Source organism: Pseudomonas sp. FR229a (genome assembly GCF_030209115.1).
Taxonomy (GTDB): domain Bacteria; phylum Pseudomonadota; class Gammaproteobacteria; order Pseudomonadales; family Pseudomonadaceae; genus Aquipseudomonas; species Aquipseudomonas moraviensis_A.
In genome coordinates this window covers 392,565-412,621 of record NZ_JARVSP010000008.1, presented here as the reverse complement: position 1 = coordinate 412,621, position 20,057 = coordinate 392,565, and the positions used below count along the sequence as shown (strand labels likewise).

The window sequence follows — 20,057 nt, the reverse complement described above, 5'->3', positions numbered from 1 at the left end:
GATTCGAATTACTCGGCTTGTGAGCTTTGGGCCACAGCGGCCGGCGGGGTCCAGATCACATCCTTGATGCTCAACGGCTTGGGAATCAGCTTGAGCTGGAAGAACGTGTCGGCGATTTTCTGTTGCGCGGCGACCACTTCCGGGGTCAGGAACAGCGCCCCGTAGCCCTGGCGTTTCACCGAGGTCAGGGTGATGTCCGCCGGCAGGCCGAGCAGCGGCGCGACCTGCTGGGTCACGTCTTCGGGATTGGCTTTGGACCATTCACCAACCGCGCGCACTTCTTCGACGAGGGTCTTGATCACCTCGGGATTTTTCTGCGCGTAGGGTTTGGTCGCCAGATAGAACTGGTGGTTGTCGACGATGCCTTTGCCGTCGCGCAGGGTGTGCGCTTGCAGTTGTTTCTCGGCAGCGGCCTGGTACGGGTCCCAGATGACCCAGGCGTCGACACTGCCACGCTCGAACGCAGCGCGGGCATCGGCCGGTGGCAGGAACACCGTCTGAATGTCGCTGTACTTGAGGCCGGCGTCTTGCAGCGCACGCACCAGCAGGTAGTGGACGTTGGAGCCTTTGTTCAGGGCGACTTTCTTGCCCTTGAGATCGGCCACCGATTTGATCGGCGAGTCCTTCGGCACGAGGATCGCTTCGCTGTTCGGCGCTGGCGGTTCGTAGGCGACGTAGAGCAGATCAGCGCCGGCAGCCTGAGCGAAAACCGGTGGGGTTTCGCCGGTCACGCCAAAGTCGATCGAGCCGACGTTGAGGCCTTCCAGCAGTTGTGGGCCGCCGGGGAATTCGGTCCATTGCACGTCGACGCCTTGCGCCGCCAGACGTTTTTCCAGGGTGCCTTTGGCTTTGAGCAGCACCAGCGTGCCGTACTTCTGATAACCGATCCGCAATGTCTCGGCTTGAGCTTGAGTGATGGCGCCGAAGGACACAGCCGCAGCAAACAGAGCGACCAGACCACGACGCAAAAATACAGTGCGCATAGCGCTCTCCTTTTTGCTGTTGGGTTTTGGCTGCACCTGCTTGCCCGTTGGCGGGCGAGTAAGGCCAGTACTTCAAATTCCGGTGAGGCTTAAATGCTCCAGCGAGCACTCAACAAACGTTCGTTCAACAGGCCCGGCTCCAGCGGTTTCGGCCGACGCGCCATGGCGCCAATGAACTGGTCCAGCGCCTCGTGCAAGCGTTGCTCCAGGGCCGGCGCCAGTTGCGCGGCGGCACTGCCTTCGCCGTAAGCGATCTGGCTGTCCTCGGCGAAAATGCCCTGGAGCATTTCCTGGGCTTTGAGTGCCGACAGCACAGGCTTGAGGGCGTAATCGACCACCAGCATGTGGGCGATGCTGCCGCCGGTGGCCATCGGCAAGACGATCTTGTGGTTCAGGGCACGCTCGGGGAGCAGATCCAGCAGGGTCTTCAGCGCTCCGGAAAACGAGGCCTTGTACACCGGGGTGGCGATCAGCAGGCCATCGGCGTTTTCAATCTGTTGCAGCAGGTCGAGGACCTTCGGGCTGTCGAAGCGGGCATGGAGCAGATCCTCGGCCGGGAAGTCCCGTACCTGATAACTCACCACTTCCACCCCTTGCTGTTGCAACCAGCGTTGCGAACGCTCCAGCAGCACTCCGGAACGGGAGCGCAGGCTGGGGCTGCCACCGAGTGAGACGACCAGCATTGCAGATTCCTTTAAGCGTTACAGGCGATTCGCAGGCTGCGATCTCGCTTCAATGGCAGTGACCTTACCAGCTGATTTATATATCCATAAATCATATTTATTCATTTGGTTATGCATTTAAGAGATATAGCGCCAAGCAGAATCCAGGCGAAAAAAAAGGCCGTCGAAACGGCCGGAAATCCCCTGCTTTGTGGTTCCGGATTCTTAGTTACCTAAGCTGGCGCCTTCGCGAGCAGGCTCGCTCCCACAGAGGATCGCATTGCAAATGTGGGAGCGAGCCTGCTCGCGAAGGCGGTGGCGGCTACACAGCAAATCTCATTTGTTCGGTTGCGGCGTCAGGCGCAGGTAAGGCTTCACCGCGCGATAGCCTTTCGGGAAGCGCTGCTTGATCTCGTCTTCGTCCTTGAGCGACGGCACAATCACCACTTCTTCACCGTCCTGCCAGTTGGCCGGGGTGGCCACCTTGTAGTTGTCGGTGAGCTGCAGCGAGTCGATCACCCGCAGGATCTCGTGGAAGTTGCGCCCGGTGCTTGCCGGATAGGTGATGGTCAGGCGGATCTTCTTGTTCGGGTCGATCACGAACAGTGAACGCACGGTCAGGGTGTCGTTGGCATTCGGGTGGATCAGATCGTAGAGATCGGAGACCTTGCGATCGGCATCGGCGAGGATCGGGAAATTGACGATAGTGTTCTGGGTTTCGTTGATGTCTTCGATCCACTTGTGGTGCGAGTCCACCGGGTCGACCGACAGCGCGATGGCTTTTACGCCGCGCTGGCTGAATTCATCCTTGAGCTTGGCGGTGAAACCCAGCTCGGTGGTGCACACCGGGGTGAAATCCGCCGGATGGGAAAACAGCACGCCCCAGCTATCGCCCAGCCATTCGTGGAAACGAATCTTGCCGGCGCTGGAATCCTGTTCGAAATCGGGGGCGATGTCGCCGAGTCTGAGGCTCATGGTGCTGCTCCTGATGAGGGATGGGAGACAACAACTGTAGCTCGGGATCGATCAGTGTGAAAAAGAATAAATAACTAGATATCTAGATCATTAATGAATATTAAACATCTGTTCATTGGACACTGGCCCGCATCGCGACGAACATCGCACGCAAGGTTCGAGAAGGCCTTGAGTTGCAGCAAAGAGGGAATCGAGAAGGGCTTACGGGGGTGAGCCTGACTCGAAACGCAAAAGCCCCGTCCGGCGCGATGCCGGACGGGGCTTTTTTTGTCTGCGAATCGAGCCGTGTGATTACAGCAGCGGGATCGAGTAGCTGACGATCAGGCGGTTTTCGTCCTGCGAACGGGTGTTCGGCAGGTCGGTGCGCCATACAGCGTTTTTCCACATCAGGCCGACGTTCTTGAACGGGCCTTCCGGTACTACGTAACCGATGGTGAAGTCGCGTTCCCACTCGGAGCGGTTCGAAGCGTTTTCACGGCCGTTGGTACCAACGGTGTCGATGCTGTCGCCTTTGAGGTAGACCACACCCGCCGTCAGGCCAGGTACGCCGACCTTGGCGAAGTCATAGGAGTAGCGAGCCTGCCAGGTTTTCTCACCGGCGCGGCCGAACTTCTGGATCTGCATGTCGGTGATGGTGTAGTTCGACGAACCGTCACCCTGGTTCAGCCAAGGGAAGTCGCTGCTGCCGTTGGAAACCTGGTAACCGCCACCGAAGGTGTGACCGGCAACGGTGTACAGGAACAGGCCGCTGTACAGGTTGTTGTCGACTTCACCACGGCCGTTACGGAAACCGGTGTAGTTACCCGAGCTGTAGTAAGCCGAGTCAGTACCGTTCTTGCCGTCATCGGAACTGTTGAAGTAACGCAGATCGGATTTCAACACGCCCGGGCCGATCGACCAGTTGTGCACCAGACCGAGGAAGTGCTGCTTGTAGAAATCTTCCAGGTTGCCGTAGTAGTACTGGGCAGTCAGGTCTTTGGTGATCTTGTAGTCACCGCCGGCGTAGATGAACTTGTTGCTGTCACGGAAAGCCGTGCCACGGGAGTTGGCACCACCGATCGAGAGGTTTTCGTTGTTGCTGGAGTTACGACCTTTTACCGCTTCGATCTGACCGCCGACCAGGGTCAGGTCCTTGATCTCGCCGGAAGTGATCTGGCCACCCTGCCAGGTTTGTGGCAGCAGACGACCATCGTTGGTCACGATCACCGGCAGTTTTGGCTGCAGGGTACCGAGCTTCAGTTCAGTCTGGGAGATCTTGGCTTTGGCAGTCAGGCCCAGGCTGGAGAAGTTGTCCACGGCCTTGCCGTTGGACTCGCTCGGGAACACGGTGCCGCCGTAAGCGGTGCCGCTGTTGCCGTTGGTGCCGCCGCCCGAATCAAGACGGATGCCCAGCAGGCCGATGGCGTCGAGACCGAAACCTACGGTGCCTTGGGTGTAACCGGAGATGAAACGCAGATCGAAGCCCTGGCCCCATTCTTCGTTCTTGTTGGCGCCAGCGCCGTCACGGTTGTCAGTGTTGATGTAGAAGTTGCGCAGACCCAGAGTAGCCTTGCTGTCTTCGATGAAACCGGCGGCGCCTGCCTGCTGCGCCATAACCCCAACGGCCACAGCCAGGGCCAAGGTGGACTTGTTCATGTATCGCTCCTCTCGTTCTAATTCTTGTGTTCCTGGTTCGGGGTCGATTTGCCCTGAATCCTAAGATTCGCGATTAGCGCCAGACCGTGACTGCCAAGTCAATCGTAACCTTGTATGTCTACGACCATCGTCTAATCGCAAGTGATTTGGTCCCTGCAGCGTAAAGACTTCCTGATAATCCCAAAAAGAATTTATTCATTCTTTTTCATACCATTCAGGTATATGGCCCATTAATGGCCATCCGCGCTGGGAAACAGCGTATCGGCGCCTAAGCTCATTCCTAAATGGTATTTGTTGACCTTTTTTTAGATCGATTAGCTTTGCCGTACTCCCAACACGGCAAATCCCATCGAAAAGGCGACGCATCATGGCGAAACGCGCACTATCAAGTCAATTTGTTACAGTTTGTGTGTCGGCACTGTTTTGTTTTTCCGCACAGGCCGCCGGTCTGACTGTCGGCTACCAAACCGGCATCGACCCGAGCAAGGTGCCGCAGGCCGACGGCGTCTATGAGAAAACCATTGGCGAGAAGATCGACTGGCGCCGCTTTAACAGCGGCCCGGAAGTAGTGACAGCCATCGCCTCCGGCGACGTGCAGATCGGCAACCTCGGCTCGAGCCCTTTGGCTGCGGCGGCCTCACGTAATCTGCCGATTGTGGCGTTCATCGTTTCGGCGCAGATCAACGCCGCCGAAGCTTTGGTGGTGCGCAACGGCAGCGGCATCGACAAGCCGCAGGATCTGGTCGGCAAGACCATCGCCACGCCGTTCGTATCGACCTCGCACTACAGTCTCCTCGGGGCGCTGAAGCACTGGGGCCTGAATACTTCGCAAGTCAAAGTGGTCAATCTGCAACCGGCGGAAATCGCCGCCGCGTGGAAGCGTGGCGACATTGACGGGGCGTTTGTCTGGTCTCCGGCGCTGGGCGAGATTCGCAAGACCGGCAAGACCCTGACCGACGCCGCACAAGTCGGCCAGTGGGGTGCGCCGACCTTCGAGGTGTGGGTCGCGCGCAAGGATTTTGCCGAGAAGCATCCCGAGGTCGTGGCGAAATTCGCCAAGGTCACCCTGGACTCCTTCGCTGATTACGCCGCGCACAAGGACAGCTGGACAGCCGACTCGGTGCCTGTGCAGAAAATCGCCAAACTGACTGGTGCCAACGCGGCGGATGTGCCGGAACTGCTGGCCGGTTCGGCATTTCCGGATGCCAAGGCGCAGCAAACCACGGCGCTGCTGGACGGCGGCACCGCGAAGGCCATTGCTGAAACGGCGAAATTCCTGAAAGAACAGGGCAAGGTCGAGACGGTGCTGCCGGATTACTCGCCTTACGTCAGCGCGAAATTCATCACCCAGTAAAAAGCTTCGCGAGCAAGCTCGCTCCCACACTGGAATGCGCTTTCCTGTGGGAGCGACGGTGCGACGATTCGACCTGCTCGCGAATGGAGCGACACGGTTTTACAGAGTTTTTTCGAAAATCTTCGAATTGCGCTGATAGTTGTACAGCGACGCCCGCGCCGCTGGCAGGCGTTCGACGCTGCTCGGCTCGAACCCGCGCTCACGGAACCAGTGCGCGGTGCGGGTGGTGAGCACGAACAGGGTTTTCAAACCCTGCGCCCGCGCCCGGGTTTCGATGCGCTCAAGCAATTCGTCGCCGCGGCCGCCATGGCGGTATTCCGGATTCACCGCCAGACACGCCAGCTCGCCCGCATCGGAATCGGCAATCTGATACAGCGCCGCACAAGCAATGATCATCCCTTCACGCTCGACCACGCTGAACTGCTCGATCTCGCGTTCCAGCACTTCACGCGAACGGCGCACCAGAATGCCCTGCTCTTCCAGCGGACTGATCAGGTCGAGCAGGCCACCGACGTCTTCAATCGCCGCCTCGCGCGCCAGCTCGAATTGCTCTTGCGCGACCAGCGTACCGCCACCGTCACGGGTGAACAGTTCGGTCAGCAGCGCGCCGTCTTCGGCGTAACTGACGATATGGCTGCGCGCCACGCCGCCACGGCAGGCCTCGGCGGCGGCATCGAGCAACTCCGCTTGATAGTTGCTCATGCCCAGGCGCTGCAGATGCGCCGGCACCTGTTGCGGGCGCAGTTCGCGCACCAGTTTGCCGTCCTCGTCGATCAGGCCGAGCTCGGCGCCGAACAACAGCAGCTTGTCCGCGCCCAGATCAATCGCGGCGCGGGTGGCGACGTCTTCGCAAGCAAGGTTGAAGATTTCACCGGTCGGCGAGTAGCCCAACGGCGACAGCAGCACGATCGAACGCTCGTCGAGCAGGCGGTTGATGCCCTTGCGGTCAACCCGACGCACTTCGCCGGTGTGGTGATAGTCGACGCCTTCCAGCACGCCGATCGGCCGCGCCGTGACGAGGTTGCCGCTGGCCACGCGCAAGCGTGAGCCCTGCATCGGCGAAGAGGCCATGTCCATCGACAGCCGCGCTTCGATGGCGATACGCAAATGGCCGACCGCATCGATCACACATTCCAGAGTCGCGGCATCGGTGATGCGCATGCCGTGATGGTAATGCGGGGTCAGGCCACGGGCGGCGAGGCGGGTTTCGATCTGCGGGCGCGAACCGTGCACCAGCACCAGACGCACGCCGAGGCTGTGCAGCAAGACCAGGTCGTGGACGATATTGCCGAAATTCGGATGCTCGACGCCGTCGCCGGGAAGCATGACGACGAAGGTGCAATCGCGGTGGGCATTGATGTAGGGAGACGCGTGGCGGAGCCAATTGACGTATTCGGGCATGAACCTGGGCCTGTAATAAAGAGCAGCCGAAAAAAGGGGCGAAACGAAAAACGCACAGCGGGCTGATGGTTATCGTCGGAACAGGCTTGGCGACACGCGCGCTCTCCTCATGAATACGGGTTGGGGTGCAGGCAATTTACCGGGTTCGGTCAGACAAAACACAACTCCCCTGTAGGAGTGAGCCTGCTCGCGATAGGGGAATTTCAGTCAATATCTTCGGTGACTGACTCACCGCTATCGCGAGCAGGCTCACTCCTACAGGTACAGCATTCACTCACACAAGTTTGTCCGGGCTCAGGCAGTAATGTTCAATCAACTGCCGAATCAGATGCACGGTAGGCTGCAAACGTGACATTTCAAGGTACTCGCCCGGTTGATGCGCGCAGGCGATGTCGCCGGGGCCAAGCACAATGGTTTCGCAGCCGAGGCGCTGAAGATAAGGCGCTTCGGTGCCGAACGCTACTGCTTCGGCACGATGACCGGTGAGCTTTTCGGCGATGCGCACCAGTTCGGCATCCTCGGCCTGCTCGAACGGCGGCACTTCCGGGAACAGCGGTTTGTAATCGATTTTCACCTTGTGCCGCTCGGCCACCGGGTTGAGCTTGCGCAGGATTTCCGCGCGCAGCACGTTCGGGTCCATGCCCGGCAGCGGCCGCAGGTCGAATTCCAGCGAACACTGGCCGCAGATGCGATTGGGGTTGTCGCCGCCATGAATGCAGCCGAAGTTCATCGTCGGTTGCGGCACGCTGAATTGTGGATTGCTGAATTCGCGCTGCCACAACAGGCGCAGGCCGCGCAGTTCGCCGATGGCATCGTGCATCGCTTCAAGGGCACTGTGGCCCAGGCGCGGATCCGAGGAGTGACCGCTCTGCCCGAGGATGTCGATGCGCTCCATCATGATGCCTTTGTGCATGCGGATCGGCTTGAGCCCGGTCGGCTCGCCGATCACCGCCGCGCGGCCCAGCGGTTGCCCGGCCTCGGCCAGCGCGCGGGCGCCGGACATCGAGCTTTCTTCGTCGCAGGTGGCGAGAATCAGCAGCGGTTGTTTGAACGGTTGCTCGAGCAGCGGCTGCACGGCTTCGATGATCAGCGCGAAGAAGCCCTTCATGTCACAACTGCCCAGCCCTACCCAGCGGCCATCGACTTCGGTGAGCTTCAGCGGGTCGGTCTGCCACAACGCGTCGTCGTAGGGCACCGTGTCGCTGTGCCCGGCCAGCACCAGGCCGCCGGGACCACTGCCAAAACTGGCGAGCAGATTGAATTTGCCGGGGCTGACCTGCTGGATATCGCAGCTGAAACCCAGGTCACCCAGCCAACCCGCCAGCAGATCGATGACGGCGCGGTTGGATTGATCGAGGCTCGGTTGGGTACAACTGACCGATGGCGCGGCAATCAGCGCGGCGAACTGGTCTTGCATGGACGGCAATGGCATCACTGACTCCAGGTCCCGGATTGAGGCCCACTATAGAACCATCCGGCGCGCGGAATAAACCGCCGCAGGGCGTAGGAAGTTTGACTCCTGTACACTGCACGGCCTTGGCAGCCACACATTCCCCCGGCTGCGCTCCCGATTCTGGATGTTCCGGCCATGCAAAAAGAAACCGAAATCAAACTCCGCGTCAGCCGCGAAACCCTCGCTGCCCTGCGCGAGCACCCGCTGCTGAAGAAACGCAACAAAAGTGGCTGGGAACGCCGTGAGTTGATGAACCAGTATTTCGACACCCCCGAGCGCGATCTGGCCCAGGCCAAAGTCGCCCTGCGCCTGCGCAAGGACGGTGACGAAGTGATTCAGACCCTCAAGACCCGTGGCCAGAGCGTCGCCGGTCTGTCCGAGCGTAACGAGTACGACTGGAAGCTCCCGAAAGCCAAGCTCGACGTGAAGAAACTCGACGGCGAATGCTGGCCCGAGGCGCTGGCCGAGCTGGACAAGAAAACCCTCAAGCCGATCTTTACCACTGATTTCGTCCGCGAGCGCGCTGAAATCGCCTGGGGTCGTGGCAAGACCAAAGTGGTCATCGAGGCCGCACTGGATCTCGGTCACGTGGTGGTCGGCAAGCAGAAGGAAGAGATCTGCGAACTGGAACTGGAGCTGCGCGAAGGCGAGCCCGCCGCGCTGTTGGAACTGGCTGCTGAACTGGCCGAGACCCTGGCACTGATGCCGTGCGATATCAGCAAGGCCGAACGCGGTTATCGCCTGCACGACGCCAACAGCTACTCGCTGAGCCTGCCAGCGCCGCAGCTGACCACCGAAACCCGTCTCGACGACGGCTTCGCCGCGCTGAGCTGGCACCTGCTCGGCAGCAGCCAGCGTCTGGCCGAACAATATCGCTTCAACGGCCACTGGCGCCTGCTGCAGGACTGGGTCGAGAACCTCGCGGAAATGCGCGCCCTGCTCAGCAGCCTCGGTCAAGCGGCACCGCGTCAGTCGACCCACGACCTGCGCGTCGCCCTTGATGCCTTGCTGGAAGACTGGCGCCCGCTGGTGCAGGTCGGCATCGAAGACGAAGACGTGCGCAAAGCCGCGCCTGAGCAGTTCCTCGAAGAGCTGGAAGACCCACGCTGGGGTCAGTTCTCGCTGAACGCCTCGCGCTGGCTGCTGGCCCGTACCTGGACCGCCGACCGCAACACTCGCGGCAACCGTCAGGGGGACGCGCAACTGCACAGCTGGTTGCCGCGTCTGCTGGGCGAAGAAGCCACCGCTCTGCAGTTGCAGCGCTACCAGCAGCAGCCGGAAGATCTCGCCGAGCAACTGCCGCGCATCGAGCGCATTCAGGTCTGGCTGCACCACGCGCGCAACGTGCTGGACATTCCGGAAATGGATCGCCTCTACGGTGAACTGAACAAACTGGCGCAACTGGCCAACGAGCCGACCATCACCGACGAACTGCTCGATGCGCGTAAGCATCAGGCGATTGCGGTGTACCAGAACCGCGCCTGGAAGATCCTCCTGCGCATGTAGCCCGTTGTGGCGAGGGAGCTTGCTCCCGCTGGGCTGCGAAGCGGCCCCGAAACCTGCGTCCGCAGGAACAGGGAGTCCTCCGGCCTCCAGCGGGAGCAAGCTCCCTCGCCACAATTGCTATCAGACCGGGAGGCTGGTGGTGGACTTGATCTCCGACAGCGCCACGATCGAATTCACTTCCTGTATCCCCGGCACCAGCGACAGCTTCTCGAAGAAGAACCGCTCGTACGCCTCGATGTCCGCCGCAACGATGCGCAACATGAAGTCCACGGCACCCATCAGCACATAACACTCCAGCACTTCCGGAAAGCCGCGAATCGCCTCGGTGAATTCGGTGAAGTTCGACCGGCCGTGGGCGTTGAGTTTGATCTCGGCGAAGATTTGCGTGTTCAGGCCGATCTTCTTGCGATCCAGCAAGGTCACCTGCCCGCGAATGATGCCCTCCTCCTTCATCCGCTGGATCCGCCGCCAGCACGGCGATTGCGACAGGCCCACCTGCTCGGCGATCTGCGCGCTAGACAGCGAGGCGTCTTGCTGCAGCAAGGCGAGGATCTTGCGATCGTAGCCATCCAGCTCGCTGTGCATAAAAAATCCTCAAAGATCAGTTTTAACGAATTGTAGATTTCAATAAATCCCGTCAAGGGCCGATCATAGCCAAGAAATACCCCGCGCCGAATGTAAAAATTTCTCCAGTACCTCTGGAGACTCGCCATGCCGCACCTTGAAGCCGTGAACAGCCCCGCCACCCGCGCCGATGTCTGGAACATCAGTAACGCGCACTGCCTGGCGCAATACCAAATCCTCGCCGAGGCCGAGCCGGATCTGTTGGTGCGGGTATTGAATCTGTTCGCCTTGCAGTTCCTGACCCCGGAGCAGGTCAACGTGCAGCGGCTGGACGACCTGCTGTCGATCGATCTGCTGATGAGCGGCCTGAGCTGGCATCGCGCGCAGGTGATCGCGGAAAAACTGCGCAACCTGATCAGCGTCTGCTCGGTGGATCTGCACAACGTCGACGCGGCATGGCAGGCGCCCGTGCAAGCCGCCAGCTGACAGATCCGGCAACGGCTTCGTCGGGTAGTGGCCCAACGGTCAGCAGCGCCACGACTATCCTTTTGGGCATGACGCTTAAAAAGGAAAGCCACATGTCCGTTCAATTTGTCACTCAGGACCGCTGGCTGGACCTCAACGATGTACTGCGTGAACTGGTCGCCCAAGGCTTCATCTGCCAGGACGCGGCGGAACAGGCGCTCAATGCCCGCCGTCGCCATGCTGCTCACGGGCAGATGCATCCGCTGGAGTTCATCGCCAGCCAACAACTCGACGACCTCAGCCGGCCAGGCAAATATCTGGATCTGGAAAGCCTGACCCTGTGGCTGGCACAACAGGCCGGCCAGCCGTACTTGCGCATCGATCCGTTGAAAATCAACGTCGCAGCGATCACACCGCTGATGTCCTATGCCTTCGCGCAACGGCACAGGATTCTCGCCGTCGCCGTGGACCGTGATGCGGTGACCGTGGCCAGCGCCCAGCCTTACGTCAACGGATGGGAAGCCGATCTGACCCACGTATTGAAGTTGCCGATCAAACGGGTCGTGGCCAATCCGGTGGATATCCAGCGCTTCAGCGTCGAGTTCTTTCGTCTGGCCAAATCGGTCAGCGGCGCCAGCAATGCCGACGCGCAGGGCGGCAATCTCGGCAACTTCGAACAACTGCTCAATCTCGGCGCCAGCGACCAGGAGCCGGACGCCAACGACGCACACATCGTCAACATCGTCGACTGGCTGTTCCAGTACGCCTTCCAGCAGCGCGCCAGTGACATCCACATCGAACCGCGCCGCGAGCATGGCACCGTGCGCTTTCGCATCGACGGCGTGTTGCACAACGTCTATCAATTCCCGCCGCAGGTGACCATGGCAATTGTCAGTCGCCTGAAAAGCCTCGGTCGCATGAACGTCGCGGAAAAGCGCAAACCCCAGGATGGCCGGGTCAAGACCAAGACCCCGGATGGCGGCGAAGTGGAATTGCGTCTGTCGACCCTGCCGACGGCGTTCGGCGAAAAAATGGTCATGCGGATTTTCGACCCGGAAGTGCTGCTGAAGAATTTCGACCAGTTGGGTTTCAGCGCCGAAGACCTGCGGCGCTGGCAGGACATGACCCGCCAGCCCAACGGCATCATTCTGGTCACCGGGCCGACCGGTTCGGGCAAGACCACCACCCTCTACACCACGCTGAAAAAACTGGCGACGCCGGAGGTCAACCTCTGCACCATCGAAGACCCGATCGAAATGGTCGAGCCGGCCTTCAATCAGATGCAGGTGCAGCACAACATCGAGCTGAGCTTCGCCTCCGGGGTGCGCGCGCTGATGCGACAGGACCCGGACATCATCATGATCGGCGAGATCCGCGATCTGGAAACCGCGGAAATGGCGATTCAGGCCGCGCTCACCGGGCACCTGGTCTTGTCCACCCTGCACACCAACGATGCGCCAAGCGCCATCAGCCGTTTGCTCGAACTCGGCGTGCCGCATTACCTGATCAAGGCGACCGTGCTGGGGGTCATGGCCCAGCGGCTGGTGCGCACGTTGTGCCCGCACTGCAAGGCGCCGCTGACGCTCGAAGAGGAAGATTGGCAAACCCTCACCCGGCCATGGCAGGCGCCGCTGCCGAGCCATGCGCAACGGGCGATCGGTTGCCTGGAATGCCGCGACACCGGCTATCGCGGCCGCGCCGGGGTCTACGAAATCATGCAACTGAGCGACAGCCTGAAAGCGCTGATCACCCCGGACACCGACCTCACCGCGATTCGGCGTCAGGCCTTCAAGGAAGGCATGCGCAGCCTGCGCCTGTCCGGCGCGCAGAAGGTCGCCGCGGGCCTGACCACGGTGGAGGAAGTGCTGCGGGTGACGCCACAAAGTGAGTTGAAATAAGTCGCCACGGAACTGGATCGATGGATCGCCGATCCAACGCCGTAGTCAATCCCCAGGAGTCACCCCATCATGCGTCTCAAACTTGCTGTCGCCACCTTGGCCCTGCTGTCGCTTCCCGTTGGTTCGGCCATGGCGGACAGCTTTTGGCGTAACGTCATCTCCTCCGGCGCCACCACCGGTTCGACCTACCTGACCTTCAAGGATCACAAGCTGATCGTCGCCGCCCAGGACGACGCCGGCAGCTTCGTCGCCAGCGACGGCGGCATCCGTGGCCCGTACCTGGAAGCAGCGATGCAGAAAGTCCGCGCCGACAACCCGGGCCTGCAAGCCTCGGACATGGAACTGGCGAACGCGATCCTGGCGAAGAACGCCGTGGCTTCCGAGTAACAAAAAATGCCGCTCGATCGAGCGGCATTTTTTTGCCCAAATTTCAGCTCCACCACAATCCCTTGTAGGAGTGAGCCTGCTCGCGATAGCGGTGTATCAGGCAAATTCTCCGGTGACTGATTCACCGCTATCGCGAGCAGGCTCACTCCTACAGGGGAACTGTGTTCACCTATGTATCAGCGATAATCATCCACCGGCACACAGGCGCAATACAGATTGCGATCGCCGTAAACGTTATCCACCCGATTCACTGCCGGCCAGTACTTGTGGGCTCGGGTGTGCGCATCCGGGGTGATGGCCTGTTCGAGGCTGTAGGGCCGCTCCCAGATCCCAGTGACATCGGCCAGCGTATGCGGGGCGCGTTTGAGCGGGTTGTCTTCGGCCGACCAGTTGCCCTTCTGCACCTCGTTGATCTCGGCGCGAATGCTCAGCATCGCCGCGATGAACCGGTCGAGTTCCGCCTTGGATTCGCTCTCGGTCGGCTCGACCATTAACGTCCCGGGCACCGGAAAAGACATGGTCGGCGCGTGGAAACCGTAATCCATCAGACGCTTGGCCACGTCTTCCTCACTGATGCCGGTCTGCGCCTTCAGTGGTCGCAGATCAAGAATGCATTCATGCGCCACGCGGCCATTGCGCCCGGTATACAGCACCGGGAACGCGCCGGATAAATGCTGCGCCAGATAGTTCGCCGCCAGAATCGCCACCTCGCTGGCATCCGCCAGTTGCGGACCCATCATGGCGATGTACATCCAACTGATCGGCAAAATGCTCGCACTGCCCCACGGTGCTGCGCTGACTGCGCCGTTCTGCGCCAGTGGCCCGTCAATCGGCACCACCGGGTGGTTAGCGACGAAGGGCGCCAGATGCACGCGAACGCCGATCGGGCCCATGCCCGGCCCGCCGCCGCCATGGGGAATGCAGAAGGTCTTGTGCAGGTTCATGTGTGACACGTCGGCGCCGATGTCCGCTGGACGGGCGAGACCAACCTGGGCATTGAGATTGGCGCCATCCATGTACACCTGGCCGCCGTGCTGGTGAATCACTGCGCAGATTTCGCTGATGCCTTCCTCGTACACGCCATGGGTCGATGGATAGGTCGCCATCAGACACGACAACTTATTCCCGGCCTCGGCGGCTTTCAGCTTCAAGTCGTCCAGATCAACGTTGCCCGCCTCATCGCACTCGACAATGACCACGCGCATCCCGGCCATCTGCGCCGAAGCCGGATTGGTGCCGTGGGCCGACGACGGAATCAGGCAGATCTCCCGCATGCCCTCGCGCCGGCTCTCGTGATATTTGCGAATTGCCAGCAAGCCTGCGTACTCGCCTTGGGCGCCGGAGTTGGGCTGCATGCAGATCGCATCGAAACCGGTAATTGCACACAGCCAACGCTCAAGCTCTTCGATCATCAGCGTGTAACCGGCGGCCTGCTCTCTCGGCACGAAGGGATGCAGATTGGCGAACTGCGGCCAGGTGATCGGGATCATCTCGCTGGTGGCGTTGAGTTTCATCGTGCAGGAGCCGAGGGGAATCATCGACTGGTTGAGCGCCAGATCCTTGTTTTCCAGTTGTTTGAGGTAACGCAGCATCTCGGTTTCGCTGTGGTGCGCATTGAATACTGGATGGCGCAGGTACGGCGTGCTGCGCTGGAGCTCACTTGGAATTCCCGAGGCGATGTCTTCGGCATCCAGCGCGTCGACGCTCAAGCCATGATCGGCACCGAGCAGCACATCGAACAGTTTCGCCACGGTGTGTTCATCACAGGTCTCGTCCAGACTCAGACCGACGCGGCCGCGACCGAGAATGCGCAGGTTGATCTGCGCTGCCTGAGCGCTTTCGATGATCGCCGTTTGTGCGCCGCCGACTTCCAGGGTCAGCGTGTCGAAGAACTGGGCGTTGAGCCGTTTGATGCCGTTGCGCTCAAGTCCAGCCGCGAGGATGCAGGTCAGACGATGCACGCGCTGGGCGATACGCTTCAAGCCCTCGGGGCCGTGATACACCGCATAGCAACTGGCGATATTCGCCAGCAGCACCTGTGCCGTGCAGATGTTCGAGTTAGCCTTCTCGCGGCGGATATGTTGCTCGCGAGTCTGCAGGGCCATGCGCAGCGCGACGTTGCCGCGAGCATCCTTCGACACGCCGATGATCCTTCCCGGAATCGCCCTCTTGTACTCTTCGCGGCTGGCGAAGAACGCCGCGTGGGGGCCGCCATAACCCATTGGCACGCCAAAACGCTGGGACGAACCAAACACCACATCGGCACCCAACTCACCCGGCGGCGTCAGCACCAGCAGGCTGAGCAGGTCAGTGGCAACGCAGGCCAGGGCCTGCTGCGCGTGCAGGTGATCGATCAGCGGTTTCAGATCGCGGATTTCGCCGTGGGTGTCGGGGTATTGCAGCAACGCGCCGAATACCTCGTGCTGCGCCAGGTTATCCACCGCGTCGACGATCAGCTCGAAACCGAAACCTTCGGCGCGGGTGTGCACCACGGAGAGGGTTTGCGGATGACAGTTTTCATCGACGAAAAACGCATTGCTCTTCGACTTCGCCACGCGCTTGGCCAGGGCCATGGCTTCGGCGGCAGCGGTGGCCTCATCGAGCAGCGAGGCATTGGCCAGCTCCAGGCCGGTGAGGTCGATGGTCAGTTGCTGAAAATTCAGCAGCGCCTCGAGCCGGCCTTGGGCGATCTCGGGTTGGTATGGGGTATACGCGGTGTACCAGCCGGGATTTTCCAGCACGTTGCGCAAGATCACGGTTGGCGTGACGGTGCCGTGGTAGCCCATGCCGATCAGGCTGGTGAACAGCAGATTCTGCTCGGCGTAACCGCGCAGTTTCTCCAGCGCAGCTTGCTCGTCGAGGGCCGGCGGCAGATCCAGTGCGCGATTGAAGCGAATGCCCGGGGGCACGGTCTGCTCGATCAGCTCGGCGCGACTGCCCAGGCCCAGGCTGTCGAGCATCGCCTGCTGCTCGGCAGCATCCGGGCCGAGGTGACGGCGCAGAAAGGCTTCGGGATCGCGTAACTGGCTCAGGGACGGCGACTGGGGCATGACGGGCTCTCCTGGCTGGGGCTTGGCGTCAATCGACACGGTCAAACCAGCATAGCAGCCTGCGTGACAACCCATTTTTCTGGACACCGCATCCCCTTGTAGGAGTGAGCCTGCTCGCGATAGCGGTGGGTCAGCCACCGAAAATGAACTGACAGACCGCTATCGCGAGCAGGCTCACTCCTACAGTGGATTTGCATCGCCCATAAAAAAGCCCCGACGAATCGGGGCTTTGGGTCATGCCGGCAGGTTACTCGCCGATGGCAGCCTTGTAAGCCGCCGCATCCAGCAGCTTGTCCAGCTCGGCCTTGTCGCTTGGCTTGAGCTTGAAGATCCACGCGCCGTACGGGTCGGAGTTCAGCAGCTCGGGCGAGCCACCCAGCTCTTCGTTGATCGCGATGACTTCGCCGCTGACCGGGGCGTAGATGTCGGAGGCGGCTTTTACCGACTCGACCACGCCGGACTGGTCACCGGCGGCGAACACCTTGCCGACTTCGGTCAGCTCGACGAACACTACGTCGCCCAGCGCTTCCTGCGCGTGATCGCTGATGCCCACGGTGACGGTGCCGTCAGCTTCCAGACGCGCCCATTCATGACTTTCGGCAAAACGCAGTTCGGCAGGGATATCGCTCATCTTCGGTTCCTCGGAAATTGGTCAGCGGTCATGCCCGCCAGAAAAGGTTAGATCAAGGTTTTGCCATGGCGTACGAAGGTCGGTTTGACCACTCGTACCGGGTACCACTTGCCACGGATTTCCACTTCGGCGCGGTCGGCAGTTGCCATCGGCACACGCGCCAGGGCAATCGATTTGCTCAGCGTAGGAGAGAAACTACCACTGGTGATCTCCCCTTCGCCAACATCGGCGATGCGGACCACTTGGTGAGCGCGCAGAACCCCGCGTTCTTCGAGCACCAGACCGACCAGTTTGTGGGCCACGCCGGCGGCTTTTTCCGCCTCCAGCGCCGCGCGGCCGATGAACTGACGCGAGGCCGGTTCCCAGGCGATGCTCCAGGCCATGTTCGAGGCCAGCGGCGAAACGTCCAGGTGGATGTCCTGACCGTAGAGGTTCATCCCGGCCTCGACGCGCAAGGTGTCGCGGGCGCCGAGGCCGATCGGCGAAATGCCGGCGCCGACCAGGTCGTTGAAAAAACCCGGCGCCTGATTCGCCGGCAGGCAGATCTCCAGACCATCCTCGCCGGTGTAACCGGTGCGCGCGATGAACCAGTCGCCGTCGATGGCGCCTTCGAAAGGTTTGAGTTGCTGGATCAGCGTGGCGCGGGACTGAGTCACCAGTTCGGCGATCTTGTGCCGGGCCTGCGGGCCCTGGATGGCAAGCATCGCCAGCTCGGAGCGCTCGTGCAGTTGCACGTCGTAAGCACCGAGCTGGGCGTTCATCCAGGCCAGATCCTGATCGCGGGTAGAGGCGTTGAACACCAGCCGGTAAGCGTCGTCGAGGCGGTAGACGATCATGTCGTCGACGATGCCGCCACGCTCGTTGAGCATGGTGCTGTACAACGCCCGGCCGGGGTGCTGCAGGCGCTCGACATCATTGGCCAGCAGATGCTGGAGCCAGGCCTTGGCCTGGGCACCGGTGACATCGATCACGGTCATGTGGGAAACATCGAACACCCCGCAATCGCGGCGCACTTCGTGGTGCTCCTCGACCTGCGAGCCGTAATGCAGTGGCATGTCCCAACCGCCAAAATCGACCATCTTCGCGCCGAGCGCGAGGTGCAGGTCATACAGAGGCGTACGCTGTCCCATGGGTTTCTCCTTCCGGGCGTGGCGAGGGTGCGGACCGCCGCTATACGGCTGAAAGCCTTGATAAATAAGGCTTGCAGCCGATTCCAGCGCACGGGTCTGTCAGACGAACCGCACCGAATGCCGCGCATTGTAGCCGCATGATGTAGGACTCACTACCAAGTGTTTCGGTGCGCTGAGCGTCGAATCAATCCGATCACTGGCAATAGCCCGACCAGCACCAGGGTCAATGCCGGCAATGAGGCGCGCGCCCATTCGCCTTCGCTGGTCATTTCAAAGATGCGCACCGCCAGCGTGTCCCAGCCAAACGGGCGCATAAGCAGGGTCGCGGGCATTTCCTTGAGCACATCGACGAACACCAGCAACGCGGCGCTTAGCGTGCCGGGCAGCAACAGCGGCAGATACACTTTGAAAAACAGTCGCGGCCCACTGACACCCAGGCTACGTGCTGCTTCGGGCAAAGATGGCCGTATACGCGCCAGACTGCTTTCCAGCGGCCCGTAAGCGACGGCGATAAAACGCACCAGATAAGCCATGAGCAAAGCGGCGAGGCTGCCGAGCAACAGTGGTTTGCCGGCACCGCCGAGCCACGCGGAGAGCGGAATCACCAGTTCACGATCCAGATAACTGAAAGCGAGCATGATCGACACCGCCAGCACCGAACCGGGCAACGCGTAGCCGAGATTGGCCAGGCCGACGCCGGAGTTTATCGTTGGGGTCGGCGCCAGACGCAGGGCGAACGCCAGCAACAACGCAACGCTGACGGTAATCAGCGCCGCCATCGCGCCCAGATACAGCGTGTGCAGGATCAGCCCGGCGTAGCGCTCGTCCAGATCGAAGCGCCCGCGCTGCCAGAACCACACGATCAGTTGCAGCACCGGAATGACGAAGGCGCAGGCGAACACCAATGCACACCAGCCCGTCGCCGCGAACGCTTTGAGCCCGTGTAGGTGGTACAGGGCTTTGACCCGTGGCCGTTCATTGCTGGCCCGGTTCGCCCCGCGTGCCCGGCGTTCGCCGTACAGCACCAGCATCACCACCAGCAGCAACAGACTGGCCAGTTGCGCGGCGCTGGGCAGGCTGAAGAAGCCGTACCAGGTTTTGTAGATGGCGGTGGTGAAGGTGTCGAAATTGAACACCGATACCGCGCCGAAATCGGCCAGGGTTTCCATCAGCGCCAGCGCCACGCCCGCGCCGATCGCCGGACGCGCCATCGGCAACGCGACCCGCCAGAACGCCTGCCACGGCGATTGCCCGAGCACCCGCGCCGCCTCCATCAGGCCTTTGCCCTGGGCCAGAAACGCGGTGCGCGCCAGCAGGTAAACGTAGGGATAAAACACCAGCACCAGCACCACAATCACCCCGCCGGTGGATCGCACCCGGGGCAGGCGCAGGCCCGTGCCGAACCATTCGCGCAACAGGGACTGCACGGGGCCGGCGAAATCCAGCAGGCCGACGAAAACGAACGCCAGCACATACGCCGGAATGGCAAAGGGCAGCATCAGCGCCCAGTCGAGCCAGCGCCGACCGGGAAATTCGCAAAGACTGGTCAGCCAGGCCAGGCTGACGCCGAGCAGCGTCACGCCGACACCGACGCCGAGGATCAGCGTCACGGTATTGCCGAGCAGACGCGGCATCTGGGTTTGCCACAGGTGCGACCAGATCTGCTGATCGATGGTCTGCCACGACAGCAGCAACACGCTCAGCGGCAACAGCACCAGCGCAGCGATGGCGAAGACGATGGGGTACCAGCGGCGTTGGGCGGGGTGGGCCACTTTTGGGTCTCTGGAGGTATTGGCGTGGTCTTGGATTGCGTATTCCAGGTTGAGAGTGCTGCCCTCACCCTGGCCCTCTCCCGGAGGGAGAGGGGACTGACCGCGTCGCTTGTACGTATTATGCCGATCTGAGGTAGCAAGCCGAACTCAGGTTCGAATCCAACACAAATCGGCTCCCTCTCCCTCCGGGA

16 protein-coding genes are annotated in these 20,057 nt (G+C 61.2%); 5 read left to right on the top strand and 11 right to left on the bottom strand.

The window, feature by feature from the left end; translation table 11 throughout:
* Positions 1-8: 8 nt before the first annotated feature.
* From QRN33_RS08510 to QRN33_RS08495, 4 genes are all read right to left on the bottom strand, one after another.
* Positions 9-983 carry a sulfonate ABC transporter substrate-binding protein gene (locus QRN33_RS08510; RefSeq protein WP_285408014.1) on the bottom strand — a complete coding sequence of 325 codons (975 nt, stop codon included), beginning with the start codon at positions 981-983 and terminating at the stop codon, positions 9-11.
* Positions 984-1,072: 89 nt separating this feature from the next.
* The gene (ssuE, locus tag QRN33_RS08505; protein WP_042607062.1) at positions 1,073-1,666 is read right to left on the bottom strand and encodes an NADPH-dependent FMN reductase; all 594 of its coding nucleotides are present in this window, start codon (positions 1,664-1,666) and stop codon (positions 1,073-1,075) included.
* Positions 1,667-1,981: 315 nt separating this feature from the next.
* Positions 1,982-2,620, bottom strand: a complete 639-nt coding sequence (locus tag QRN33_RS08500; RefSeq protein ID WP_024014725.1) for a peroxiredoxin — start codon at positions 2,618-2,620, stop codon at positions 1,982-1,984.
* A 291-nt stretch (positions 2,621-2,911) separates the two neighbouring features.
* A complete protein-coding gene (locus tag QRN33_RS08495; protein WP_064364696.1) occupies positions 2,912-4,255 on the bottom strand; it encodes an OprD family porin in 1,344 nt (447 codons plus the stop codon).
* 364 nt (positions 4,256-4,619) lie between these two features.
* On the opposite strand from QRN33_RS08495, the gene tauA reads away from it, so the two are divergent.
* Entirely contained in the window at positions 4,620-5,609 is a 990-nt protein-coding gene (tauA, locus tag QRN33_RS08490) for a taurine ABC transporter substrate-binding protein (protein WP_123417769.1), read from the top strand.
* 99 nt (positions 5,610-5,708) lie between these two features.
* Here tauA and argA read toward each other — a convergent pair whose 3' ends face one another.
* Positions 5,709-7,010, bottom strand: a complete 1,302-nt coding sequence (gene argA / locus QRN33_RS08485) for an amino-acid N-acetyltransferase (RefSeq protein ID WP_285408010.1) — start codon at positions 7,008-7,010, stop codon at positions 5,709-5,711.
* Between the two features lie 274 nt (positions 7,011-7,284).
* Positions 7,285-8,442 carry an acetylornithine deacetylase gene (gene argE, locus QRN33_RS08480; protein WP_042607066.1) on the bottom strand — a complete coding sequence of 386 codons (1,158 nt, stop codon included), beginning with the start codon at positions 8,440-8,442 and terminating at the stop codon, positions 7,285-7,287.
* Between the two features lie 156 nt (positions 8,443-8,598).
* Between argE and QRN33_RS08475 the strand changes: the two genes are divergently transcribed.
* Complete coding sequence (locus tag QRN33_RS08475) at positions 8,599-9,969, top strand: CYTH domain-containing protein (RefSeq protein WP_285408008.1); 1,371 nt, start codon at positions 8,599-8,601, stop codon at positions 9,967-9,969.
* Between the two features lie 120 nt (positions 9,970-10,089).
* On the opposite strand, the gene QRN33_RS08470 is transcribed toward QRN33_RS08475, so the two are convergent.
* Positions 10,090-10,554: an Lrp/AsnC family transcriptional regulator gene (locus QRN33_RS08470; protein ID WP_042607067.1), complete on the bottom strand. Its 465-nt coding sequence runs from the start codon at positions 10,552-10,554 to the stop codon at positions 10,090-10,092.
* Positions 10,555-10,680: 126 nt separating this feature from the next.
* Here QRN33_RS08470 and QRN33_RS08465 point away from each other — a divergent pair, with 126 nt between their 5' ends.
* From QRN33_RS08465 to QRN33_RS08455, 3 genes are all read left to right on the top strand, one after another.
* Positions 10,681-11,019, top strand: a complete 339-nt coding sequence (locus tag QRN33_RS08465; RefSeq protein ID WP_285408006.1) for an ACT-like domain-containing protein — start codon at positions 10,681-10,683, stop codon at positions 11,017-11,019.
* 92 nt (positions 11,020-11,111) lie between these two features.
* A complete protein-coding gene (gene tfpB / locus QRN33_RS08460; protein WP_285408004.1) occupies positions 11,112-12,896 on the top strand; it encodes a type IV pilus assembly ATPase TfpB in 1,785 nt (594 codons plus the stop codon).
* 66 nt (positions 12,897-12,962) lie between these two features.
* Positions 12,963-13,283, top strand: a complete 321-nt coding sequence (locus QRN33_RS08455; RefSeq protein ID WP_172667868.1) for a DUF2388 domain-containing protein — start codon at positions 12,963-12,965, stop codon at positions 13,281-13,283.
* A 176-nt stretch (positions 13,284-13,459) separates the two neighbouring features.
* Here the strand turns inward: QRN33_RS08455 and gcvP are convergent, their stop codons facing one another.
* The 4 genes from gcvP to QRN33_RS08435 all read right to left on the bottom strand — a co-directional run bounded on the left by gcvP (position 13,460) and on the right by QRN33_RS08435 (position 19,866).
* Positions 13,460-16,333, bottom strand: coding sequence for an aminomethyl-transferring glycine dehydrogenase (gcvP, locus tag QRN33_RS08450; RefSeq protein ID WP_285408002.1), 2,874 nt, complete (start codon positions 16,331-16,333; stop codon positions 13,460-13,462).
* Between the two features lie 247 nt (positions 16,334-16,580).
* The gene (gcvH, locus tag QRN33_RS08445; RefSeq protein ID WP_024014734.1) at positions 16,581-16,964 is read right to left on the bottom strand and encodes a glycine cleavage system protein GcvH; all 384 of its coding nucleotides are present in this window, start codon (positions 16,962-16,964) and stop codon (positions 16,581-16,583) included.
* Positions 16,965-17,011: 47 nt separating this feature from the next.
* A complete protein-coding gene (gcvT, locus tag QRN33_RS08440; RefSeq protein ID WP_285407999.1) occupies positions 17,012-18,094 on the bottom strand; it encodes a glycine cleavage system aminomethyltransferase GcvT in 1,083 nt (360 codons plus the stop codon).
* Between the two features lie 152 nt (positions 18,095-18,246).
* Entirely contained in the window at positions 18,247-19,866 is a 1,620-nt protein-coding gene (locus tag QRN33_RS08435; protein WP_285407997.1) for an ABC transporter permease, read from the bottom strand.
* Between the last annotated feature and the right edge of the window lie 191 nt (positions 19,867-20,057).